Genomic DNA, 24719 nt, shown 5'->3' with positions numbered 1-24719 from the left:
ATGAGCTTAAGTGTTGACACCATGCGCAAGGTTGATCGCATGGCGGGTATACCGCTGTGCGCCCTTGCTACGCCCCTTATCAAACTGGCCGACCGACTTCGTGCGTCCCGGCGAAAGACTGCTCGCCCCAGACGGGTACTGTTCATCGAACTCTCGGAGATGGGCAGTGCAATACTGGTCGATCCGGCCATGCGTCTGGCGATGGACAAGGGTGTGCAGATCTACTTCCTTATCTTCAAGAGTAATGCACAGAGCCTTAGCCTTCTGAAAACAGTCCCGAAGGCCAACATCCTGACCATTGATGCCAGCAGTCTGTACACACTTGCCCGCGACACACTGAAATTTCTCGCGGCAGCCAGACGGCTTCAGATCGACACCGTCATTGATCTCGAGTTGTTCTCACGATTCACAGCGCTGCTGACCGGACTCAGTGGCGCCCAGCGCAGGGTCGGCTATCACATCTTTCATGGCGAAGGCCTCTGGCGTGGGGACATGCTCACCCGCAAGGTCCACTACAACCCGCACATCCACATCGCCAAGAATTTCGTGTCGCTAGTCCATGCCACCTTCAGTGAAACCGTTGAGGTTCCGTTTAGCAAGGTACACATCGCTGGCCAGAGCACAGAACTGGCCCAGGCTGAAGTTTCAGAAGACGAGAAACTTCAGATGCAGCAAAAGATCACCGGCTGGGCACAACAGAACAATCAGTCATTTTTAGCTGGCAAGACCCCTTTATTGCTGGTCAATCCGAATGCAAGTGAGCTCCTCGTCCAGCGACGCTGGCCCAAGTACCTGTTTGCTGAACTGATCGACCGGCTGGCAGAGCGCTGGCCAGACGCCTTGATCCTCATCACCGGGTCTCCAGCCGAGTTTGACTATGCCGACGATGTCAGGCTGATGAGCAAGACACCCAGGGCGCTCAACTTCGCAGGACAGGTCACGTTTGCCGAACTTCCGGCGCTTTACAGTGTCTCGGATGTCATGGTCACCAATGACTCTGGTCCGGGTCACTTTGCTGCTGTCACACCGCTTAAAACCGTGGTGCTGTTCGGCCCTGAAACGCCTGCACTCTATGGCGCACTCGGCGGGCGCTCCATTGCAGTCACTGCAGAACTAGCCTGTTCACCTTGTGTCAGTGCGGCCAATCACCGCAAGACAGCCTGCACAGACAACGTCTGCATGCGCGCGATTACGGTTGAGCAGGTCATGACTGCCGTTCAAACCCATCTGAAGGATATTTAATGAACCGATCTTCGGTTTCATGGAAGGCCTGGCTGCTTCCAGTGCTTCCGCTTCTCCTGTGGCTGCTTTCCCGGCTCACGATTGCAGACACGGAACTCTTCTACGCGCTGAACCGGTTCTCGACTGGGTGGTCTGACGGCACCTGGGCGTTTTTTGTTTATCTGGGTAACGGCTGGGGCATCTTCTCTCTTGCGTTTCCACTCATTCTGTTCATGCCCCGTGCGCTCATGGCTGCGGCCGCTGCGGGCCTGACTGCTGGGCTGTTTGCACGATTTTTCAAAGTCACGCTCGACATCCCGCGTCCGGCTGCCGTACTGGATCGGGAAAGCTTCAGAATTGTGGGTGACGCGCTTGAAGCGCTTTCCATGCCTTCCGGTCACGCCCTGACGGTTTTTGCTGTCGCAACTGCCATCTATTTCAGCCTGCCTGCCGAAACACGAATGCGCGGCATCTGGCTGTTTGCTGTGGCCATTCTGGCCGGCGTTGCCCGTGTGGCGGTTGGTGCCCACTGGCCAGCGGATGTCTATGCTGGCGCTTCAATCGGTCTGTTTTTCGGGATTGGCGCTGTGGTCCTGTTTAACCGGATGCCCGACAACTGGTTTACGCCGGAAAGCTGGGTGATGCGCTTTGCAGCGGCAATGGGTGCCATCTGCTTTTACATCCTTGCCACGTCGCAACTTGATCTAGCGATCAGCCGACCGCTGCAGGCACTTGGTATGGTGGTGATTGCGGGCTCACTGTTTCATTTTCTGCCATCGAGCCTCGGCAGAAGGCGCTAGACGAGACAAACGCAAAGAAACAAACGCCAACAAACCATCAGGACTCATCAGGACCTGTCAGGGTCCCTGACAGGTCCTGATGAGTCCTGATGGCTCTTGGCGCGACTACTTGACTGAAAGAATACGCTACCCCGGCCTCATCGCCTCTCAGTGTCTGAGTTGCTCCAATCTGTACATGGCCTTTTCCTGCTCGTCCATCTGGGCAACCAAATTGATCTCCCATTCGAGATACTGCCTTGCCGCCTGTTTGTTGCCGTCATGCCGGTCATGAACAAAGAAGAGGTAATCGATACACTCTGCATCTGAGGGCTCATCGGGAGTCTCAACAACTGACATCCCTGATTCAACCCAGCGGTCCGGGGTTTCAAGGCAGCAAAACACCTTCTGAACGCCTGCCTCTAGCAAGTCGTTCGCGACAAGCCCGGCAACCGGTCTTTCACCAGCCATCAAGATCACTCGATCCGGAACATTGTCAAAGGACTCTGTCAAACGTCCAACGTTTGGCCTGATCAACCAGCGAGCGCCGGCGACATGCCCCTTTCTGAACTGCATCCCTGACCGGACATCAAACAGTAAAACACCCTCACCGATCAACCGAGCGACTTCGCTGGAACGAATTTCCTCACAAGAAAGTCCTGGCTGCGGATCGAAGTCCACCTGAACTTCTGCCAGCCTGTCAACGTCACTCGGCTCCAGAACTGCAACATCCCATCCAAGCATGTGTAGCCAGGTCGCGACAACTGGTGCACGGACGCCATCGTCATCAACCAGCACGATCCTCGCGCCTCGCACGCCAACGTACTGATCAGTTGCCTGAATCAACTGACCGCCGGGCGCAGGTTGCGCTCCCGGCAAGGGCTTTGACTGACTTTCTTCCGGTGTGCGCACATCACACAGAAAAGTCGTTCTGTCCGGTTCAGATTGCCACAGTTTTAATTTCGCAATATCAATGACTGGAATTGCGAAGCGATCGGCCAGACGCCTGGCACGCTCAACTCGCGAACGCAGACTGACTTGCCCGGATAGGTCTCCATAGCGCCGGGTCTGACCATGCTCGAGCTCAAGGTCATCCAGGAACCAGCCCTGGGTGCCATTCTCTAAAGCGTAAACCTGATTCGAGATACCCAGATTGATCAATGTCTGAGCACCGATAATGCTGCGCGTCCTGCCTGCACAGTTCATAACGACGGTCACATCCGGATCGCCCACCAGATCATCAATGCGCAGGGCCAACTCCCCATTCGGGCAGCAAATCGCCTCGGGAATACTCATCTTCTGGTATTCAGCAAAGGGGCGACCATCCAGCACGATCACCTTTTCCTTGTTTGCAAGCTTCTGGTTCAGCTCTCTGGCACTGATATGTGGTGTCTCAAACACATGCTCTGCCAGTTCTCCGAAGGCTTTGCTCGGAACATTCACGCCCGCAAAGACTTCCAGTCCGGCATCTTTCCAGGCGACCAGGCCACCCTGCAAGACGAAGATATTCAGATATCCCAGCCTGCCAAGCCTCTGTGCAGACAGCCTGGCCGCGCCTGTTCCGTCATCATCGACCAGAACCACGCGAACTGACTTTCGGGGAACCAGTCGCTGAACATCGACCTCCAGACGACTATAGGGCAACGGAATTGCCAGGAACAGGTGTCCCTCACCAAACTGCCCGGCCTCCCTGACGTCAAGCAATGCGATTTCATGACCGTCATGGAGCCACTGCTTGAGCGCACGGGCCTGGACCTGACCGACCGGTGGTGCCCCGACCGCATCTATCTGCATTCTGATTCTCCGCTAATTACTGCATCAACTGGCTCAGACTCACCGCTCCAGGCCTGCTAACTCCTGGTCTTGACACCGATATCCATGATCGTCGAGGTGCCAGATTCAAGATCAAACGTTATTCGTTCAGTCAACGTCTCGAGAGCGCGTCCATAAAGATGCAAGTGACGAATCGGCTGCTCACCCTCTATCTGCACGGCGTGAATGTCCTCTGCAAGCAATCCGATTGAATGCCCCGGCGAGACTTCGATCGTATCGACCTTTCTGAGTGTAGAGGCACCAGGCGCAGTGCGCTCATACACGTAGTTGTATTCGGTACCCTCAACTGCTGCGATACAGGCCCAGGTCGTATGGTTGTGCGGCATGATCTTCTTGCCAGGCCGCATCACGTTCAAATAGAGTGCGCATGTCTGGTCTGGCTCTTGCGAAATCAGGTAACGGGCCTGAAGCTCACCATTTTCAGGAGCGGGATATTGCTCTTCCGCCCACCACGACTTGTGGCTCGCGAGGTCCCGCACGACGGCCTCGATCTGATCGAGCTTGCTCCGCGTCATTTCGCCGTTCTGTGCAATTTTCCTGATTGATTCGATGCGTTTACGGATCTCATTCTTGATATCATCAGACACTTTTTTTCCCTCTGAATGACAGTTTTCATCCATTCTAAGAAGCCAACAACTCAAAAACAATTTATATTGTTTGAACTGATTGATTAGAAACGCTAATATTTCATAGATCGAACATGATGAACGGGAGACCAGCGGGAGATGAATGCGCTCGCTTGAAATTGACCTTCTCAGGACACTACTGGCCATTTCCAGATACCAGACCTTCGCCAGAGCCGCGCAGCATCTTCACAAAACACAGTCTGCCGTAACCCAGCAGATGCAAAGGCTGCAAGAAACCGTCGGCACGCCTCTCTTTGTGCGGCAAGGACGACAGAAGCGGCTCACCGAGGCCGGCATGAAACTTGTCGGTTACGCCCGACAAGTCATCGCACTCAATGACGAGGCTATCCATACGCTCACTTCCTTGCCTCATCAAGGGACCATCCGGCTAGGCGCACCACACGACATTGCTGACACCATATTGCCGCCCGTGCTGCGGAACATCGTCCGAACAGCCCCTCAGGTTCAGCTTGAGATCCGTGTGGACCGCAGCCCCTTTCTCATGCAGGCGTTACACCTGGGCGAGATCGACATGACCATCTCGACCCGGCATGATCAGGCACTGGACGGATTTGTACTGCGTCACTCCCCCACGGCCTGGATCTGTGCAGCAGATTATGTGCATGATCCAGAACAGCCAGTGCCACTGATACTCGCAGATGAACCAAGCATTTTCAGGAAGATTGGCCTGGAAGCGCTCGAACGCCAGAACAAGGTACGCTGGCACATTCGCTACGTTGCGCCCAATCTGGTCGGAATCAAGGCAGCGGTTCGCGCGGGGTTAGGCGTAACAGCAAGAAGCATAGAGTTGTTGAGCCAGGACATGCGGGCACTCGGCGAGGCAGATGCCATGCCAGGCCTGCCGGATGCAACTTTCTACCTCTGGATCCGGCCCGATCCCAACGCCACGACGCAGCGTGTTTTTGACATGCTGCGTTCGACGCTCGGTCACACCTTGCACCCTGGCCCTTCGAGCAGGAAGCCTCCTGCGACTCATCCATTCTGATCAGATCAGGGACTCGCCACGTTTACAAGGGGTTCTGCCTGGACATACCGCTTCAGATTGTCCAGGAACATCTGCTCCATACGGGCATACATGCCATGCGAGAAACTGGCCGTATGGGCGGTGGCGATCACATTGGGCATATCCCAGAGCACCGAGTCTGCTGGTAGTGGTTCTGCCGCGAATACATCAAGGTAAGCCCCCGCAAGGTGGCCAGACTGAAGTTTCTCAATCATTGCGGGCTCATCAACAACCGCACCTCTCGATACATTTGCAATCATGGCGCCACGCTTGATTCGCTCGAATGCCTCCCGGCTCATGAGATTGGTCGTCTGTTTCGTGAGTGGACACGCCAGGACCATCCAGTCCGCCTCGGGCAGGACGTCATGGAAACCGTCCCACGACACCACTTTGTCCGCAATATCAATCGGTGAAGCTGTGTTGCGAACCACCACGATCCGCACATCGAGCGCGTGCAACACCTTGCCGATGGTCTGGCCGATCGGACCCCAACCAACGATTACCGCGGTCTGGCCCTCCAGGTCCGGCGGAACACCGAGTGCAAGCAAGGTCTGCCAGCGGTGTTCCTTCTGAGCCTGCATCAGTGCCGGCAGGTTTCTGGCCAGCGCCAGTATGGCTGCCAGCGTTGTCTGGGCGACACCGCTGGCATTGGCGCCAGGCGATGTCGTCAGTGAGACACCGCGCTTCATCAAGTCAATGTAGACGAACCGGTCAGCACCCGCGGAATGGACATGCACCCACTTCAGGGCGTCGGACTTCAGCAACGCATCGTAATACCGCTGGGTATCCGGTTTGATGTCGTACTTGGTTGAAGCGCCAGTCACATCCCGCGAGATAAAAGCGACCTCGGGATTGGCTCGATCTGACAATACATCATCAACACTGACTCGAACAAAGGAACGCTCACCCATTATCTGAGTGATGTCTGCCTCGCGGACTTTCCAGACCGGATCGGCCACAAGAATCTGAAGCGGGTTCTGGCTCATATGATTTACTGTTTTCCGATTCCTGCTGATTTGATAGCCTCAGCCCATTTGTCGTGCTCGGCTGCGATGAACTTGCGGAAGTCATCCGGACTGCCGCCCACTGGGTCTGCGCCAGCGGAAACAAAGCGACCCTCGAGGTTCGGGAGAATCTGGTTGATCTTCGAGTTAAGCTCGACAATGACAGGCTCTGGCGTACCAGTCGGGGCCAGCAGGCCAAACCATGATCCAGCCGCGAATCCTGGATAGCCCATCTCTGCAACTGTCGGCACGTCAGGCAGTGAACGTGAGCGATTGGGGCTTGAAACAGCAATTGGAACCAGTTTGCCGGCCTTGATCTGCCCGATGACCGACGGAATAGTCGCGAACATGAAGTCCGTGCGCCCTGCCATCAGATCATTGAGTGCTTCAGCGCCTTTATACGGTACGTGCGTTGCATCAATGCCCATACGGTCGGACAGCATGTGACTTGAAAGGTGCGCCGAGGTACCCGTTCCCGTGGAGGCATAATTCAGTTTGCCGACGTTTTCCTTGGCCCATTTCTGAAACGCTTCAAACGTGCTGATGTTGCGGTCCGGATGAACTACCAGCACGTTCGGCACATCGGCCACCAGGATCACGGGTGCCAGATCCTTCTGAGGATCGTGCTTGAGCTTTTTGAGGCTCGGGTTGATTGCGATAGGCCCGACCGAGGCCATCAGCAGCGTATATCCATCAGCAGGGCTTCGGATCGCTTCGGCCGACCCGATGTCACCGCCTGCTCCAGGCTTGTTCTCCACCACGAACGTTGCGCCCGGCATCACACCAGTAAGTTCTCCGGCCATCGCTCGGGCGATGATATCCGTAGTACCACCGGCGGTGAATCCAACAAGGATCTTGACAGGACGCTCGGGATAGGCGCCTGCAGACTGCGCATGAGCGCTCAGCGCTGCGCCAGCAATACATGCGCCCAGAGCCATCTGGCTGGCGATGCGACGGATTGAGAAAGTTTTCACGGGGGAACTCCGGTTCTTGTTATTGAAATTTATGCAAACTGCGTCAGTCAGTAGTCGAAACAACTCGACATGAGACTACGAAAGGTTGAAACAACCTCACAGGTCGAAATTTAAATAGCCCTTGATTATGAACAGGCGCAAACCTGTTTGCGGGCGGATTGACAGCGTTTGTTCTATCCAGTGGAACTTAAGCCTGACACATCGGTGCGCACCTTGCAGTAACAACGTGCAGCAGTCGCTACAGTCAGTTAGGTGCAACACGCTTACACGACGCAGACGGCCAAAGACCTGAAAGTCAGCGAGGGACAAAAAGGGAAAGAATGGGCAGAGCACACCCACGCGCAATCAACCGCGTGTATGCACCTGCTTTCGAGGATCATTAACCGCCCGTTTCGCGCTCGCGAACGGCTGGCATCGAAGCATCTTTGCACAGACACGATCTTTCAGCAGACACGCCTTGCAATTCGCGTACAGACCCAGGCAGACACCACCAGTGCACTGAACGATGACCCTGCACCAATCCAGGCATCCCAGCTGCCACTGATCGAAACACCTCTGAAAAACACAACCGCCACCCAGAAAATACTGGCTGCCACCACGGCCACACGCGCAGAAAGGCCTTGACGCCCGCGTGCACTGCGGCGTTCCCACCAAAGCACTGCAAGACCTACCGCCAGCGCCGGTACCAGACCCAGCACATAACCAAGCGGCAGCGTAAACAGCACACCAAAGGAAACGGCAAATGCCACCATTTCAAGCCCTTGCGCCCACTGGCCCGTCAGCATCGCAGTCAACGCCTGCGAGACCCCGATCCAGGCATAGACAACGATCGAACCCACCAGTGGCCCTACGCCAGCAAAAATTACCAGTACGCCAAACGAACGCATCCACCCTCTCTGTTCGGGTTCTGTCATGTGACCTCTTTGACCGGATTTACCGGTACGAGCAGTATGCGGCTCAGTAAAGGACTCAGACATGCCTGTCCTCGCATCGCGTGCGTCAAAAGTTTGACGCTAAAGCCGTCACAATTGGCAACCTTGCAGCAGAACGCTGCAGTTTGATCCAGTGTACATAGAAACTGTCGAACACGGTCTGCGCGCCTCCTACTGAAGAAAGCCCTGAACCACCCCATGCTTGAGCACATCGCGGCGATACTCTGGACACCAAATGACGTGGTAGTTACAGGAATACACCACCTTAATGCTGGACTTGTAGCGGATGCGATATTCAGGCATGCAGCGATGATACTCAACCAGTCTCGAATAACACTATAGCCATTCGCTCACCCCATGACTAAAGTCAGAGGCTTGCGCTCACAGTTGGTCAACTGATTCCTGCTCTACACACGACTGACCCGCATCCATACCGCTTCACAAGCATCTCGGCCAGCACGCGCACGGCCAGCATGAAGTCGCCGTGATCCATATGCTCCTGTGGATGGTGGCTTCCATTGTCATTTCGTACAAACAGGAATCCGTACGGAATGCCAGCGGCATTGAACGCCGCTGCGTCGTGCGAGGCCGGACTCAGAAGATCTGTTGCTTCGATTTCCAGACGTTCGGCGGCCTCGCGCAGGTCGGCTGACAACTGGGGATCGGCCAGCGCGACCGGTGCACTGCTGCGCGGTCCGAGTTCAAATCGAACCCCATGCCTGGCCTCGATCTGCCGCACAGTCTCCAGAAACTTCGCTTCGATTGCAGCGAGATGATCGCTGTCATATGCCCGCATGTCGATACTGAACTGGAACTCACCGGCCACGATAGTCAATCCATGGCGAGTTGAATCAGTGTGAAACTCTCCGATCGTAAATGCCATCGGACGCCCGGCAGCATCCTCTTGCTCCCAGAACGTCTGCATCGCAACAAATAGCTCGGCTCCCGCCAGCGCCGCATCGTGCCTGAATCGTTTTGGAAGTCCGACATGACCATACTCGCCGACGATACGCGCATGTGCATAGCGAACATTCCCTGGAATCGCCGTACCTACCGCGACTGGATAGCCATCGGCGGCAAGACTCGGGGCTTGTTCAATGTGCACCTCGAAAAAAGCCTCGACGTTCGAGGAGCTGAGAACCGCCCGACGCTCACGCACTGCCTGGGGATCTCCACCTGCTTCCATAAGATATGTCTCTAGCGTACGACCCGTGTCCACTCGCCGGTGGTTGAGTGCTTCAGGGTCCAGGGTTCCAAGTGCGCCGCGACTGCCAATGTAGGAGTGCTGGAACCACATGCTTTCTTCTGCCCGGACCCCCATCACCGTGAGATTGCGCTCAAGACGGATTCCTTGCATGTCCAGCATCTTCGCCGCAACCAGACCGGCCACCACGCCGGCAGCACCGTCATAGTTCCCACCGGAATGAACCGAATCCAGATGCGAACCGATCACAATCGCTGGCAACCCGGTATTCGCTCCCTTAAGACTCATGTAGGTATTGAGCAGATGATCATGCCAGACAGACAGTCCCATGGACTGTGCATGCTGCCGGACCAGATCGTGTGCGAACTGCTCTCCCGCCCCATATGTGTCGCGACACACCCCAGAACTCACCGGATCAAAACTGCCTGCCTTGAGCTCCTCAAACAGTCGATCAGTCATTGCAGCAGCCTGCTGCAGCACGGATTGGTCAAATATGGACATCAAACAGAACTCCCGCGGGTTTCAGAAATGGGCATCGACAAAGCTGGCGCGCCAGCATCCTGATTCTAAGCATCTGGCTGGCGTGCCGTGCAATAAAATCTGACAGCGGTTGTGCCACGCAGAGCACGCAACCCTTTGCTCAGTAAACGGCCCTGCCGGTCAAGCAAATTTTGTGCCAGACTTTCCAGCGCTGACGCGACTGCCATTACGCGAGTTGACGCTCATGTAAGACTCACATATCGGGGTGTCTGCGATGAATGATGCGATGATAAAAGAGGTGGCCAAAACAAGCGGGAGCAGGTAGTGCAGGACGCGAGAAACCGCGAAAGCCAGCGAAAACCGGTTCGTCAGGCAGATGACTCAAAAGTCGCTATTCTGATCTGCAGGCGCACAGTGCCAGAAGAGGTGAATATGGCACGGATCAGGCAGAACGGGACCAATCAGGCTTTGGGTCAGAAGTTAACCTGATGAGACTGTCTGTACATGAGTTAGTTCCAAAGGTTTATCGGTGTAAAAGGTCTTTTATGACGCAACCTCAGCCAGCTTTCTAGACTCGGCATTTGTTTTCTGACCGAATAGTTTCTTTTCAGTAACCCGCTACACGAGATGGTCAGTCAACGTTCTACACATGAGCAGATCAGGATTGACCGCAAAGCGGTTGTTCTGATCTGATACGTAGTGATCATTCATCAGGAGACCTCCATGCTGCACACCTTGCTCGGTTCCTTAACTGTATCCATCGCGTTATTTGGTACTGGTGCTGTCTTTGCCAACGACAGCAAGCTCGGCGATGACGTTTACGAACCCAGCGTAGGGCAAGGGGGAAAGGACGTGATCTGGGTCCCGACACCAGACAGCCTGATCAAGCAAATGCTCGATCGCGCCGATGTCCAGCCAACGGACATCGTGTATGACCTGGGTGCGGGTGACGGCAAAATCGCCATCGCGGCCGCGCGCGACTACGGTGCCAGATCCTACGGTATCGAGTTCAATCCCGACATGGCCGCGCTGGCCACTCGCAACGCCCAGCGCCAGGGTCTGGCTGACAAAGTCACCATCATCAATGGTGACATTTTTCAGGAAGACTTTTCCGAAGCAACCGTCGTCACCCTCTATCTCCTGCCGAGTCTCAACCTCAAGCTTCGCCCGACACTGCTGGACATGAAGCCGGGCACCCGGATCGTTTCCAACAGTTTCGACATGGCTGACTGGGAGCCGGATGACACACTCGGCAAAGACTACACACAAGGCTACTTCTGGATCGTGCCAGCAAAGGTGCAAGGCACATGGGCGATTGAAGGAGGGGTCGAACTCGACAAGGCTGAGCTAAACCTGACCCAGCAGTTCCAGAATGTCGGTGGCTCGATCACCATTCATGGTGAAACGACTCCGCTTCTCTCAGCGAAGCTCTCAGGTGACAACCTGGTGTTTCGCTTCACCAACCCTGCAGGCAAGCACCGTGTCGCTGAACTAAAGGTGGCGGGAGACCGCATGGTCGGCAACCTGCTCGAGAACACCAGTCTCGAAGAAATCAGCGCATCGCGTGTGAAGTAAGGCTGGCCGACTGATCGTGACAAAACTCACCCAATCTGCAGGCACCCCGGATCGCAATCTGGGGATCGTCGGCGCAGTCACCATCGTGATCGGCATTGTCGTCGGTGCCGGTATTTTTAAAACCCCCTCGCTTGTCGCCAGTGTCACGGGAGACTGGGGGTGGGCACTGTTTGCCTGGATTCTGGGCGGCGTGATCTCAATGATCGGCGCGCTCTGCTATGCGGAACTTGCAACAACCTACCCCAGCACCGGTGGCGACTACCACTTTTTGTCGCGAGCGTATGGGCGCTCCGTATCGTTTCTCTACGCGTGGGCCAAGGCAACTGTCATCAATACGGGCTCGATCGCCTTGCTGGCTTTTGTGTTCGGCGACTACGTTTCAGGAATCGTTAACCTGGGCACCCATTCCTCTGCCATCTGGGCCGTGCTGATCGTTCTCGTTTTGACGGGCACGAATCTCGCAGGACTCAGGATGGCAGCAAGCGTACAGTCCTTGCTGACGGCCGTGGTATTCCTGGGTTTGCTGATTGTCGCCGTCAGTGCATTCTGGATTCAGGCGCCGGCTTCCGAATCCCCTCCCGCTTTCTCTTCGACACCGCCTCTAGGCATGCTGGGTCTCGCAATGGTGTTTGTGCTGCTGACCTTTGGTGGCTGGAACGAGTCTGCATATATTTCTGCCGAGGTAAAAGGTGGCGTTCGCGCCATGCTTCCAGTCATCGTGATCAGTCTGCTGCTCATTACCGCCCTGTATGTGCTGTTCAATATCGCGCTGCTATCCGGGCTCGGGCTCTCGGCGCTGGCATCGAGTCCGGCCGCAGCCTCTGAACTGGTAGCTCTGAGTCTGGGCAACTGGGCCAACTGGCTGATCAGTGCACTGGTCGCACTGGCGGCTCTCACCAGTATCAACGCCACCATGATTGTTGGGGCCCGTTCCAACTATGCCCTGGGCAACGACTGGCATGGACTACGTTTTCTCGGGGCGTGGAAGGGAAACAACACCCCGGTGATGGGGCACATCATCCAGTCCTCGATCACCCTCGGACTCATCGGTCTGGGTTCGGCCTACGTAGACGGATTCGAAGCCATGGTGGAGTTCACGGCACCCGTGTTCTGGGGGTTTCTGTTCCTGGTTGGACTGGCCCTCATGCGACTGCGAAAGATCGATCCGAACGCCAGCAGGCCGTTCAAGGTTCCGTTCTACCCGGTCCTGCCCATCATTTTCTGTATGGTCTGTGCCTACCTGACCTATTCCAGCATCATCTATGCACACAGTCAGCAGGCGGTCCACGTGTCGTTGATCGTGATGGCGATTGGAGTGGTGGCACTACTTGCCATCACTCGCAGCGAACGGTCTGCTCCAGTTCAGTCCGAGTCGGACTGAACTCATTGGCAGCGTGAATGCGGTGGCGACCTGCCACCGCGTTCTCTCTGGCACTCACCCGGCACTCACCCCCGTTTGCACCGACTGGCAGCGTCACGCTACTGAGGCATTCGGTTCGCTCTCTGAAGCCATTCCCAATCGAGCACGTCGTCCCCGGAAAAGTCCTTTCTCCAGGACCAGCACGCCTGAATCAATCACACAGACAGGCTCAAGATCCCAGGAAAAAAAGACATTGTATGCAGCGATACTTTTTCCTATAGTGGGTTCACAGGTCGCCCACGGTGCATAAAAATCCGCAAGAGAAGCGACACGAACATGATCCGGCAACCGGACATCGCATCGTAATCGGTGCCCAGAAAACAACAGGAGACAGACATGCTTCAAGCCAGAAACGTGGTCAGCAAACTCATTATCGGCTCCGTTCTCGCCGCCGCAGCATCAAGCGTACTGGCCCAGACAGTCATCAGGGCGTCCTCATGGCATCCCCCCAAGCACCCAGGCGTGATTGGGGGGTACGACCCGTTCATGAACTACGTCAAGAAGGAATCCAACGGCGAACTGGATTTCAAGTTCTGGAGCGGCGGATCACTTTCCAACGCCAAAAGCACGTTACCAACCGTTCGGAATGGCATCGCTGACATCGGTGTGCTGGCCCTTACATACTTTCCGGCAGAGTTTCCTTACGCACAACTGGTCTCCAACATGGCTATGTTCTCCGAGAACCCCCCAGCCATTGCTGCGGCAGTCACGGAACTGGTCGTACTTGACTGCAAACCATGCAGGGACGAGTTCACCTCAAAGGGTCTGGTCTTCACCTCATCCTATTCCACGACTCCCTACACTTTGATATCCAAAACGCCGATCGAAAGCCCGGCTGACCTCAAGGGCAAGAAGTTCCGCTCTGCTGGCACGCTCTGGGATCGCTGGGCCAATTATGTCGGCGGCACTGCGGTCAACGTTTCATCTGCCGAGATGTTTGAGGCACTGGATCGTGGTGGAGTGGACGTAGCCGTTTTCTCGCCGTCAGCGCTCAAGTCATTCAGTCTGTGGGATATCGCAAAGTATGACGTCATGCTAGGTCTGGGCACCTACGCAGCAATGTCACTATTCACAATGAACCAGTCTTTCTGGCGTGATCTCACACCAGAACAGCGCAAGATTCTGCTTGATGGCTCAGCCCTCGGTGTAATGGGCGTGACGTTTGCATACATGGATAGCGATGACGATGTCCTCAAACAAGCCAAACAGCACAACGTCAACATCGTCAAACCAGGCGAGTCACTCGTCAAACAGCGCGACGCATTCGTGGAAGAAGACTCCAAGAAACTCCAGCAACTTGCAAAGGATCAATACGGTATTCAGGATGCCGAGCCGATCATCACACGTTACCGCGAACTGCTCAAGAAATGGGAAGGTATCGTCAACGAAGTAGGGCCCGATCGCAACAAGCTCGCAGAGCGTATGCAGCAGGAGATCTACTCCAAGGTCGATCCAAAAACCTACGGTATGTAAACCCGTCCACAAGGCCTGGCATTGGATACGACCGACTCCGACCACACACACAGCCGCTGGCTCGACAAGGTCTCCCGGATTCCATTGATTCTGGGAGGCCTGTGTCTGCTTGCGATGATGATACAGGTCACGCTGGACGTGGCTGGAAAGTATCTTTTCAGCTCGCCCGTTCCAGTTACCGCCGAGATGGTGACCTACTACTACATGGTCGGAGTGGCCATGTTCCCGCTCTACGCGCTCGAGCGTGGCAGCAGTCTGGTTCACGTCGAAATTGTGTACGCCCACCTGCCGCGCCTTCTCAAACATATCGTCAGACTACTCAGCCTGGCTCTGGCTGCAGCCTACTGCTTCGCAGTTGCTTACGCGGCAGTCAAGCCAGCGTTGCAGGCCTATGACATCGGTACATATTCAGGCACTCTCTATACCGTGATTACCTGGCCAACCCGATTCTTTCCAATTGTGGGCTTCGGATTGCTCGGGCTCTTTCTGACAATCAAAGCCATCGCGTTACTGACAGGCAGACCACCTGCTGAAGATCGGGAAGATGAGCCGCCTGAAACGGGAGCATCGTCCGGATGAGTGACATTCAGGTTGGACTCACTGGGCTGGGGCTAGTTGTCGTTTTACTGATGCTGAGGGTGCCGATTGGTGTCGCACTGGGAGGCGTGGCTTTCGGCGGGATCTGGGTCCTGTTTGGCCCCCGGGCGGCATGGGGCATCCTGTCTGATATTCCTTATGATTTCTCGGCGCACTGGACATTAAGCTCCATCCCCATGTTCTTGCTCATGGGGTACGTCAGCTACTACTCAAAAATCACCGAAGGCCTGTTCAAGGCGGCACAGGTCTGGCTGGGCAGATTACCTGGCGGCCTGGGCATCGCAACCGTCGCAGGTGCGGCGGGATTCTCTGCTGTGACTGGATCGAGCCTGGCTGCCTCCGCAGCGATGGGGCGCATTGCTGTACCGGCGATGCAGGAACATGGCTATCGACCCGGGTTTGCTGCTGGTATCGTGGCCGCTGCCGGAACGATCGGCTCCATGATTCCGCCGAGCATCATCATGATCATTTATGGTGTTTTCGCTGAAGTCTCGATCGGACAACTCTTCATCGGGGGTGTTATTCCAGGCATTCTCACGGCTCTCTTCTACAGCGGGACGATTGCAGTACGCGTCAAATTGAATCCCGCCCTGGCTCCAAAAGTGACCAGTCAGATCACATGGTCGCACAGACTCCGTTGCCTGAAGGACGTATGGCCATTCATGCTTCTCGTGGTGGGTGTGTTTGGTGGTTTGTTCTCAGGTATTTTTACACCAACGGAAGCCGGCGCTGTGGGGGCATTTCTGGCATTTGTCATTGCAGGGTTCATGGGTGCGCTCAACCTGCAAGTCACCAAAGATGCGATCGTTGAGACCATCAAAGGCACATCCTCGATCTTCTTCATCGCTATCGGTGCCGCGCTACTGACCAGCTTTCTGGCAATCAGCGGAGTTCCTGCATTTTTATCTTCGCTGATCAGTGAACTCGAGCTCTCTCAGCTTGAACTGATGCTGCTGATCTCTCTTCTGTTCGTCTTTCTTGGCATGTTTCTGGATCCACTCGGATGCATGCTGCTCACATTACCTGTGTTGTTGCCAGTTCTTGAAGCTCAGGACGCCAATCTGATCTGGTTTGGCATTCTGCTGGTGAAGTTCCTGGAGATCGGACTGATCACTCCACCGGTTGGTCTGAATGTATTTGTGATCAAGGAAATCGTTGGTAACAAAGTTCCGATCACACAGATCTTCGCCGGTGTCAGCTGGTTCATCATTTCAGACCTCTTCCTTCTGGCTCTGCTGATCCTTGTTCCGTCACTGGTGCTCTGGCTGCCGGGACTGGTCAGCTGACAAGTCATTCACGCTCCCGAGGGAGGGGACAACACCGAGATGAGGGCAAGCATCCTCCCGGGGCATGAAACCTTCTGTCTCAAAGAGGCATTCCACTAGACAACGAGTCAAAAGCATTATCGGCAACTACCTTTGAAGCTCTGTCTGGACTGAGCGACCCCATGGCTAAAGCCAGGGGCTTGCGCTCACAGTTGGTCACCCGTCACCGCGCCACCTCGCCACCTACAGCTATCCCATCCCGGGTGAAATTCTTTGCCCCCATTATCGACTGAACAAAGACCGCTCCCTACGCTTTGGCACGAGACTTCCTGATTCGCGCGATCACGTAAGGGGCGATGAGCGATCCGATCAGCAAAGCCAGAAGCCCAAGCGTGATCGGCCGTCCCAGAACGTAGGAGAAGTTTCCACCGCTAATCTGGTAGCTTCGCAACAGCTCCGATTCAGCCATACCGCCCAGCATCATGCCGATCACAGCTGCGGCAACAGAATAGCGATATTTGCGCAAGACCCATCCGATTGCAGAGAAGACCACCAGTGTGATCGGACCTGTGAGGTCACCCGTGATACCAAAACATCCAAACGTGGCAACTACCAGCACTGACGGACCCAGTATGCTTCTAGGAACACGGACAATCGTTGCAAGCACGGGCAGGAGCAGCAAACCCACAAACAGCAACAGAAATGCCTGCGCGATGTTGGCCAGAATGATCGCGTAGATCACATCGGCCTGGTCAGCCATGAACCGGGGTCCTCCAGTCACATTGTGAACGTTGAACGCAGCCAGTAGAACGGCGGTTCCGGCCCCACCGGGAATCCCGAGCGCGAACAGACTCACCATGCTTCCGCCTTCAGAGCTGCTGTTTGCTGCCTCGGAAGCTACCACACCGTTTGGATTGCCTTTACCGAAAGAGTCAGGATCCTTGCTGCGGCGCTTGGCACTACCGTAAGAAACAAGATTGGCCACAGAAGATCCGATTCCTGGAACTGCGCCGATCACGGTGCCCATAATGCCACCGCGAACGATGGTGCCCGGGTACTTAATCGAATGAATCGCCCCTCGGAAAACGCCTCCCATGTTGATCGCCTGCAGAGCGTTGCTGGCTTTCGCCGCTGCTTTGGGAAGTGAAAACAGTTCGGACGCTGCAAACATACCGATCATTGCAGGAATAATGGCCACACCGTCCAGCAGATTGGGATTGCCAAACGTACCCCGGATAACCCCGTTCGAGCTCATTCCGATCGTTCCAACCAGTAATCCGACAACACCAATCAGCAGACTGCGAATCATGTACCCGCCACTGAGGGTGGAGATAAGCGTCAATCCCCAGAGAATAATGACAAACATTTCTGTCGGCCCCATGCTGAGAACCACGCCTGTCAATGGCTTGATGAGTAGCAGCAAAATGGTGTAACCGATCACGGCACCAATGCAAGACGCTCCAAGCGAAAGTCCGAGTGCTTCATTGTGAAGCCCTTTGCGAGTCATCGGATAGCCATCGAAAGTGGTGGCTACAGCCGATGATGTCCCGGGAATATTCATCAGAATGGCAGTGATACCACCTCCGAACATGCCTCCGGTGAAGATTGATGTCAGAAAAAGAATCGCCGACAGAAAGTCCATCGTGAATGTGATGGGCAGGAACATGGCCATCGCCATGCTGGTCTGCAGGCCAGGAATGACGCCAAATACCAGTCCGATCACCAGACCAGGAACGATCAGCGCCCACGGTCCCCAGGCCGAGAACAAAAGCGCGAATCCATCGGCAATCGAAGAAAAATCAAACATGGTCTGGCCCGCCGAGATCAGATGAACAGAGTATGCAGGGGATAAGGGAGAATCGACTTGAAGATATAGGTCGCAACTGCGGCAAAAATGATCGAGTAACCCAGGATGAAGATCAACCGGCGCTCGCCATTAACAATCAGTGCAGCGGCCAGAAACAGAGCCGAGCTGCCATCCATGCCTAGATAGGGAATCATCAGGACATACACAGCAAACAGCGCCAGCATGACCAGGGGGCGCGCACGCTCAAACACAGTTGAGTGTTCATCCGGCGAGTCAACACTCGAATCAACGCCCCGCTGGTCAGATTCACCTGCCACCGGCGTAGAAACTTTGACGTCCTCGGAAGGGCCTCGAATCGCCTCCCGGACAATGCCTGCCAGCGTGAGCAGACACAGTCCGAGCCCCAGGATAGAAGCCGGCAAAATCAGCACCAGATTCCCCACCCGGGATGAGGCATTGATGGAGTCAACAAGGTACAGGCAGATGGCGGCGGAGATGACCAGTATGACAATCACATGCCACCAGTCCATGCGTTTAAGCCAGTCTTTGTTATCCATAAGTCTCACGAATCAGCCGTTTCCGATACAACCAGTTACTTCATTACATCCTTGTACTTGTTGATGATCTCATAGTTGCCCTTGATGATCTCCGTGGTTTTCTCGGGACCAATCCAGTCCGAGCCAATTTTCATTGACTTGAGTTTGGCAAGGAACTCCTCGTTTTGCAAAGCGCGTTCGTATGCGCTCACCAGTTTGTTAAATGCCTCAGGATTGTTCTCCTTGAACTTAGCGGATGCCGCAATGCCACGAATCGAACCATCCAGCAACGGGATCTCGATACCCATCGGTTTAAGTGCCTCGTTCACGGGCATCGCCTCTTCCCAGTTTTCGAGTGGCTTGTCACGCACGATCGCGAGCGGACGGATCTTGTCGCGAATGCCATCGCTGCCCTCTGCGGAGATGATGGTGAAGTCGACCTGACCACCAGCAACGGCAGATCTTGCCTGACCACCACTATCGTAGGTCACCACGTTGACATCCTTGGCAGGAATGCCCGCAGCGTCCATCAGCAGGTAAGTCGTGACCTGGCCGGCAGAACTCGGCACCACGCTGACGCTGTGCTTACCCGGATTGGCCTTGATCGACTCGAGCAACTCAGGCAACGTTTTGATAGGCAGTTCGGCGTTGACAGCAATCAGGTCGTAGTCAGACCACTGACCGTTAACAAACGCAAAATCGTCCATGGTGTAGGTAGCACCGGTGTGTACGATCGAGTTGGCAAGATAAGGAGACATCGATGTCGACAACAGCGAATGGCCACTGTCACCTTGCGCCAGAACATACGTAGCCGCCAACTGTCCCCCTGCTCCCGGTCGGTTCACCACCACAACTGGCTTGCCGAGTTCGGGCTCCAGGTACTGCGCAAGCAGGCGGGAGAAGCGATCAGCGCTGCCGCCAACCCCAAAACCGACCACCAGGTTGACTGGCTGAGTAGGCCAGTCTTGTGCTGCCATGACAGGCAGTTGAAATGATACCGCCGACAGGGCAACTGCACACGAAGCACCCAGCAACACGGCACGACGTGAAACTGAAATCTTTTGCGACATATCTCTCTCCAGGTAATTCTCTGTTGTACCGAAAACTTGTTTCAGGGGAAATATTAAACCAACATTGTCAACAATATCTCAGGACAATTTTGGATTCGCCTGTGGTAAACCCTAGGGCATTAACTGTTTCTTGCGTTTAAGATGTCGACAATCTCTACCTGAACGAAGGCCAGTTCGGATTTTCTCAATCACTTCATTCAGCGACGTCTATCAGGAAATGCGCAACGCCCGTTCAGTCGACCACGAGAACCAGGACAAGGCCACGCTGTCGGACAGGGTCTACGACAAGATGGCGAACGCTATCATTCAGGGCGAATTTGCGCCAGGTGCGCGGTTGATCGAGACCGAACTGGCTCGTCGATTCAAAGTCAGTCGTGGTCCGCTAAGAGAGGCCATGCGCCGACTTGACGAGCATCGGCTTATTGTGCGGACAGCACGTCAAGGCGCCCGCATCACTGATCTCTCGGCAGAAGTGCTGCAGGAAATCGCGACCGTGAGGGAACTGCTCGAGAGTGCCGCCTGTCGGTTTGCGGCTCTGAACATGACCGACCAGGAGATAGCTGAACTCCAGGCGATTGTTGATGCTGATTCAGAACTGGTGGCTACTGGTCAGACCTATTACAGGCAGGAACACAGGCTAGACCTGCATTTCTGCATCGTTCGAGGCGCCCGTAACTCAATCATCGAGAGCATCCTGGGTAAACAGCTCTACCCGCTCATCCGGATGTATCGCTACCAGCACAGAATGGTCGAGGGCCGGGCCGAGAATGCACTGAAGGAGCACAAGGCAATTGTCGATGCCATCAGTCATCGTGACGGTGAGCTTGCTGAATTGCTGATGACACGCCATCTCGCCAATTCGCGCAAATTACTGTTACAGGCGATTTCGGCGCATCCTGGCGACAGGTCAGGATATCTGACCCACGACAATCAGGACATTTCGCAATCCGGCACAGATGAGGTGAAAGTCTGACCCGAGCAGTCACGTCGCCTCCAGACAGAACCGGACTGGTCTGCAATCTAAGTACACACCAAAACAGGATAGGCAATGAAATCAACAACAATGCTACGCAAATTGATTGAGCGGCCGCAAGGCGTCGTTGCGCCAGGCGCTTATGATGGTCTCGGAGCAAAACTGATCGAGCAGGCCGGATTCGAAGCGGCCTATGCCAGCGGAGGCGCTATCGCACGGAGTACCGGAATTCCGGACCTCGGATTACTGAGCCTGGCCGAGATCACGCAACGTCTGGAAACCATGGTAGACGCCATCGAGATTCCCCTGATCGCCGACGCAGACACCGGGTACGGCAATGCACTGAATGCCCAGCGTACTGCCCGGGCCTTTGAACGTACAGGCGTTGCAGGACTGCACCTCGAAGACCAGCAGTTTCCGAAGCGCTGTGGACACTATGAAGACAAGTCCATCGTTCCGACGCTGGAAATGGTGCAAAAACTGCGGGCTGTGCGTGACGCGCTGAGCGACGACGACTTCCTGGTCATTGCACGCACGGATGGTCTGGCAGTTGAAGGTTACGAGCGAACAATAGAGCGTTCACACAAGTACATGGAAGCGGGTGCAGACGTGATATTTGTGGAAGCCCCAACCTCCATCGAACAGATCGAGGCGATTGCACGAGATCTTCCCTACACAAAACTGATCAATATGTTCAAAGGCGGCAAAACACCGTTCATGGCGGCCGACCGCCTGGCCGAACTTGGCTACCGGATCATCATCGTGCCAAGCGACCTTCAGCGAGCGGCCATCAAAGCTATGCAAAATGCCCTTGCCGCGATCCGCTCAGGAGACGAGAATCATGTCGCCTATGAAAGCATGGTTAGTTTCAAGGAGCGCGAAGTCCTCGTTGGCACAGTCGAGTTTCTTGAACGAGAAGCACGCTACGCGAGTTGATGTGACTCTTCATCAAAGGGGAAGTCCTCTCCATAAAGCGATCACCATATAGCCACCACATAGCCACCACAGAATACAGTCACAGGAGTCAGTAATGGGCCAGTCTAAGGACAGTTTGAAAGCGCTGCGTGAATTTGAGCACCAAGGTAGGCCATATCGCTACTACAGCCTTCAGGCCGCTCAGGACAACGGTGCCGGACATGTAATGAGACTTCCCCGTTCATTGAAGGTGCTTTACGAGAACATGTTGCGTCACGAAGACGGACTGGCGGTCACACATGAGCACCTGACCACTTTCTGCGAGGCGGTTGCTTCCCGCCAGTTTGACAAGGAAGTGTTCTTTCATCCGACTCGGATTCTGCTGAACGACTCGGCGGGCATTCCACTGATGGCAGATCTCGCGGCGCTTCGAGCCGCCGTCACACGCAACGGTGGCGATCCAGACCGCATTAACCCGCAGATTCCAGCTGACATGGTCGTGGATCACTCGGTCATGGTGGACGCCTTCGGCACTCCGCGAGCGTTCGATGAGAACCTGGCCATCGAATTCGAGCGAAATCAGGAGCGTTACAAGTTCCTGCGTTGGGCGCAGCAATCATTCCGGAACTTTCGGGTTGTTCCACCCGGCACAGGGATCTGTCACCAGGTCAATGTCGAATATCTCGCTCGTGCCATCTGGTCTGAACCTTCGGGTGGCAAAACACTTGTCTATCCGGAAACGCTCCTGGGCACCGACAGCCACACCCCAATGGTCAACTCACTGGGCGTACTAGGCTGGGGGGTTGGTGGTATCGAAGGCGGTGCTGCAATGCTCGGTCAGCCAATTACCATGGCCTTGCCGCGTGTAGTCGGGTGCAGGTTGACCGGACAGCTGCAGTCCGGCGTGACCGCGACCGATCTTGTGTTGACGCTCACACAACGACTGCGAGAGTACAAAGTCGTCGCTGCATTTGTGGAGTATTTTGGGCCCGGCCTGGCCAGTCTCGCGTTCTCGGACCGGGCCACTGTTTCCAACATGGCTCCCGAGTACGGCGCGACCATGGGCTTTTTTCCGGTTGACGCACAGACGTTGCAGTACCTGGAGCAAACTGCCAGAGGCCAATCCAATCAACTGATCGAGCACTATGCGCGTCTGCAGAATCTCTGGCACGACCCGGCTGAGGCCCAGCCAGATTATGACGAAGTACTGGAGATCGATCTATCCCAGATCGTTCCAAGCATTGCGGGCCCGCGCAGACCGCAGGATCGCATCCCGCTCAGTGAGTCCGCTCAGCGATTCACGACCGACGTTGAGCAGGGAGCGCCCAGGCTGCCCACAGACGGCGTATCCGTTAAAGAGAAACCATGGAAACTCACCCATGGCGCGGTGGTCATTGCAGCCATCACCAGTTGCACGAATACATCCAACCCATCCAACATGATGGCAGCCGGACTGCTGGCGAGAAACGCCGTACGGGCCGGGCTGGTCAGCAAGCCCTGGGTCAAAACGTCGCTTGCACCTGGCTCGCGCGTGGTGATGGACTACCTGTCACGTGCAGGCCTGCAGGACAGCCTTGACCAGTTGGGGTTCAATCTGGTGGGCTTCGGGTGTCTGACCTGTATGGGCAATTCCGGACCACTTGATCCGGCCATCGCCGAGACGATCGAGACATCTGGCCTGGTCGCTGCCGCCGTCCTGTCTGGCAACAGGAATTTCGAAGGACGAATCCATCCGCTGGCCAAAGCCAACTATATTTGCTCTCCCCCGCTGGTCGTGGCGTACGCTATCGCAGGCAACGCAGGCATTGACTTTGAGAGGGATCCCCTTGGTCTGTCGGCAGACGGCCAGCCAGTGTTTCTTGCCGACATCTGGCCAGACGCCACGGAAGTTGCGACGCTGGTCAATTCTGCACTTGACCCTGAGCGATTCCGTGCCCGTTACGCCGATGTATTCGAAGGCGACTCACACTGGCAACGATTGCCGGTGGCCCGCACAGACACCTTCGAATGGGACCCAGATAGTCTTTACATGCGGCAACCTCCATTTTTTGATGATCTGTCCCCGGCGATGCCGCAGAAAAAGGCATTGCTGGGTGCCCGCGCATTGCTCGTACTTGGAGACTCCATCACAACCGATCACATCTCTCCGGTCGGAACCATCACGCCCAGTTCCTCGGCGGGTCAGTATCTGAGCAACCTCAACATTGAGCCGGCAGACTTCAACTCTTTCGCGGCCAGGCGTGTCAATCACGATGTCATGTTGCGCGGGGCATTTGCCAACATCCGTATCCGAAATCTGATGGCAAACGGGCGCGAGGGAGGATGGACACGGCATATGCCTGATGGCGTAATCATGCCAGTTCACACAGCAGCCGAATGCTACAAGCACGAAAACGTGCCGTTGATTGTGGTCGCTGGCAAGGACTACGGAGCAGGCTCCTCACGTGACTGGGCGGCCAAGGGAACCCAGCTACTGGGCATTCGCGCTATTGTTGCCGAGGGGTTCGAGCGGATTCACCGTTCGAACCTCATCGGAATGGGGGTGCTGCCGTTGCAACTGCCCCCGGGCATCACCCGCGATACCCTTGGCATTGATGGAACAGAAGTCTTCGATATCGCGGATATAGACCAGATCGAACCTCGCAGCATCAAACACTGCACGATCACCCGTGCAGACGGCTCGAGCACAACGGTCGAGCTTTTATGCCGACTCGACACTCCACTGGAAGCAGCCTACTACGAAAATGGTGGGATTCTGCACTACATCGCACGACAGATGCTGAAGACAACATAAGTGTTCTGACACCATCCCTGACGGGATGGGCGTGAGAGTCGTCGTCAGCCCAGTTAAGTAACAATGGCAATTGAGGGTAGAGAAGAGACCGCTAGAGGTCGAATTAGCAAGGGTGCTCGCCGGGGCCCCCTTGGCCTGATTTCTGTAACAAAGCATTCCGGGCTGACTGGCGCATCAGCGGGATCTCCACGGGCTTCACCGTCTGCATTCGCTGGCGAGG

21 protein-coding genes are annotated in these 24719 nt (G+C 55.5%); 11 read left to right on the top strand and 10 right to left on the bottom strand.

Annotated features, from left to right (window positions below):
- Positions 1-1242 (top strand): glycosyltransferase family 9 protein, encoded by a 1242-nt coding sequence (locus tag DBV39_RS18425; protein ID WP_108622846.1) that lies wholly within the window; start codon positions 1-3, stop codon positions 1240-1242.
- Entirely contained in the window at positions 1242-2021 is a 780-nt protein-coding gene (locus tag DBV39_RS18420) for a phosphatase PAP2 family protein (protein ID WP_108622845.1), read from the top strand. Before DBV39_RS18425 ends, DBV39_RS18420 begins: the two co-directional genes overlap by 1 nt.
- A gap of 147 nt (positions 2022-2168) precedes the next feature.
- Here DBV39_RS18420 and DBV39_RS18415 read toward each other — a convergent pair whose 3' ends face one another.
- Both DBV39_RS18415 and DBV39_RS18410 read right to left on the bottom strand, forming a co-directional pair.
- Entirely contained in the window at positions 2169-3791 is a 1623-nt protein-coding gene (locus tag DBV39_RS18415; RefSeq protein WP_108622844.1) for a rhodanese-like domain-containing protein, read from the bottom strand.
- Between the two features lie 56 nt (positions 3792-3847).
- The gene (locus tag DBV39_RS18410; protein WP_407669215.1) at positions 3848-4417 is read right to left on the bottom strand and encodes a cysteine dioxygenase family protein; all 570 of its coding nucleotides are present in this window, start codon (positions 4415-4417) and stop codon (positions 3848-3850) included.
- A 142-nt stretch (positions 4418-4559) separates the two neighbouring features.
- Here DBV39_RS18410 and DBV39_RS18405 point away from each other — a divergent pair, with 142 nt between their 5' ends.
- Positions 4560-5462, top strand: coding sequence for a LysR substrate-binding domain-containing protein (locus DBV39_RS18405; RefSeq protein WP_108622842.1), 903 nt, complete (start codon positions 4560-4562; stop codon positions 5460-5462).
- A gap of 5 nt (positions 5463-5467) precedes the next feature.
- Here DBV39_RS18405 and DBV39_RS18400 read toward each other — a convergent pair whose 3' ends face one another.
- From DBV39_RS18400 to DBV39_RS18380, 5 genes are all read right to left on the bottom strand, one after another.
- Entirely contained in the window at positions 5468-6466 is a 999-nt protein-coding gene (locus DBV39_RS18400; protein ID WP_108622841.1) for a D-2-hydroxyacid dehydrogenase, read from the bottom strand.
- A 5-nt stretch (positions 6467-6471) separates the two neighbouring features.
- Positions 6472-7458 carry a Bug family tripartite tricarboxylate transporter substrate binding protein gene (locus DBV39_RS18395; RefSeq protein ID WP_227870711.1) on the bottom strand — a complete coding sequence of 329 codons (987 nt, stop codon included), beginning with the start codon at positions 7456-7458 and terminating at the stop codon, positions 6472-6474.
- 443 nt (positions 7459-7901) lie between these two features.
- Positions 7902-8372, bottom strand: a complete 471-nt coding sequence (locus DBV39_RS18390; protein WP_108622840.1) for a hypothetical protein — start codon at positions 8370-8372, stop codon at positions 7902-7904.
- A 189-nt stretch (positions 8373-8561) separates the two neighbouring features.
- Positions 8562-8693, bottom strand: coding sequence for a transposase (locus DBV39_RS20690; protein ID WP_227870710.1), 132 nt, complete (start codon positions 8691-8693; stop codon positions 8562-8564).
- A gap of 88 nt (positions 8694-8781) precedes the next feature.
- Positions 8782-10095 carry a hydantoinase/carbamoylase family amidase gene (locus tag DBV39_RS18380; RefSeq protein ID WP_108622839.1) on the bottom strand — a complete coding sequence of 438 codons (1314 nt, stop codon included), beginning with the start codon at positions 10093-10095 and terminating at the stop codon, positions 8782-8784.
- Between the two features lie 702 nt (positions 10096-10797).
- On the opposite strand from DBV39_RS18380, the gene DBV39_RS18375 reads away from it, so the two are divergent.
- The 5 genes from DBV39_RS18375 (at position 10798) to DBV39_RS18355 (ending at position 16425) form a co-directional block, all read left to right on the top strand.
- Positions 10798-11649 (top strand): methyltransferase domain-containing protein, encoded by an 852-nt coding sequence (locus DBV39_RS18375; protein WP_108622838.1) that lies wholly within the window; start codon positions 10798-10800, stop codon positions 11647-11649.
- A gap of 16 nt (positions 11650-11665) precedes the next feature.
- Positions 11666-13030 carry an APC family permease gene (locus DBV39_RS18370; RefSeq protein WP_108622837.1) on the top strand — a complete coding sequence of 455 codons (1365 nt, stop codon included), beginning with the start codon at positions 11666-11668 and terminating at the stop codon, positions 13028-13030.
- A 375-nt stretch (positions 13031-13405) separates the two neighbouring features.
- Positions 13406-14542 carry a C4-dicarboxylate TRAP transporter substrate-binding protein gene (locus DBV39_RS18365; protein ID WP_108622836.1) on the top strand — a complete coding sequence of 379 codons (1137 nt, stop codon included), beginning with the start codon at positions 13406-13408 and terminating at the stop codon, positions 14540-14542.
- A gap of 21 nt (positions 14543-14563) precedes the next feature.
- Positions 14564-15121, top strand: a complete 558-nt coding sequence (locus DBV39_RS18360) for a TRAP transporter small permease subunit (protein ID WP_108622835.1) — start codon at positions 14564-14566, stop codon at positions 15119-15121.
- Positions 15118-16425: a TRAP transporter large permease gene (locus tag DBV39_RS18355; protein ID WP_108622834.1), complete on the top strand. Its 1308-nt coding sequence runs from the start codon at positions 15118-15120 to the stop codon at positions 16423-16425. The genes DBV39_RS18360 and DBV39_RS18355 overlap by 4 nt, the downstream gene beginning before the upstream one ends.
- 286 nt (positions 16426-16711) lie before the next feature.
- On the opposite strand, the gene DBV39_RS18350 is transcribed toward DBV39_RS18355, so the two are convergent.
- The 3 genes from DBV39_RS18350 to DBV39_RS18340 are packed head-to-tail and all read right to left on the bottom strand — an operon-like array spanning position 16712 to position 19817.
- Positions 16712-18211 (bottom strand): tripartite tricarboxylate transporter permease, encoded by a 1500-nt coding sequence (locus DBV39_RS18350; RefSeq protein WP_108622833.1) that lies wholly within the window; start codon positions 18209-18211, stop codon positions 16712-16714.
- 17 nt (positions 18212-18228) lie between these two features.
- Positions 18229-18768, bottom strand: a complete 540-nt coding sequence (locus tag DBV39_RS18345) for a tripartite tricarboxylate transporter TctB family protein (protein ID WP_108622832.1) — start codon at positions 18766-18768, stop codon at positions 18229-18231.
- A 35-nt stretch (positions 18769-18803) separates the two neighbouring features.
- On the bottom strand, positions 18804-19817 hold the full coding sequence (locus tag DBV39_RS18340; protein WP_227870709.1) for a Bug family tripartite tricarboxylate transporter substrate binding protein: 1014 nt from the start codon (positions 19815-19817) through the stop codon (positions 18804-18806).
- A 217-nt stretch (positions 19818-20034) separates the two neighbouring features.
- Here DBV39_RS18340 and DBV39_RS18335 point away from each other — a divergent pair, with 217 nt between their 5' ends.
- The 3 genes from DBV39_RS18335 (at position 20035) to acnA (ending at position 24499) form a co-directional block, all read left to right on the top strand.
- Positions 20035-20790, top strand: coding sequence for a GntR family transcriptional regulator (locus DBV39_RS18335; protein WP_108622831.1), 756 nt, complete (start codon positions 20035-20037; stop codon positions 20788-20790).
- A gap of 75 nt (positions 20791-20865) precedes the next feature.
- Positions 20866-21726, top strand: a complete 861-nt coding sequence (locus DBV39_RS18330) for an isocitrate lyase/PEP mutase family protein (protein ID WP_108622830.1) — start codon at positions 20866-20868, stop codon at positions 21724-21726.
- A gap of 94 nt (positions 21727-21820) precedes the next feature.
- Entirely contained in the window at positions 21821-24499 is a 2679-nt protein-coding gene (acnA, locus tag DBV39_RS18325) for an aconitate hydratase AcnA (protein WP_108622829.1), read from the top strand.
- Positions 24500-24719: the final 220 nt, after the last annotated feature.

The sequence above is a fragment of the Orrella marina genome (genome assembly GCF_003058465.1).
Taxonomy (GTDB): domain Bacteria; phylum Pseudomonadota; class Gammaproteobacteria; order Burkholderiales; family Burkholderiaceae_B; genus Algicoccus; species Algicoccus marinus.
The sequence above is the reverse complement of the archived record's forward strand: the minus strand, read 5'-3'. Positions and strand labels throughout refer to the sequence as shown.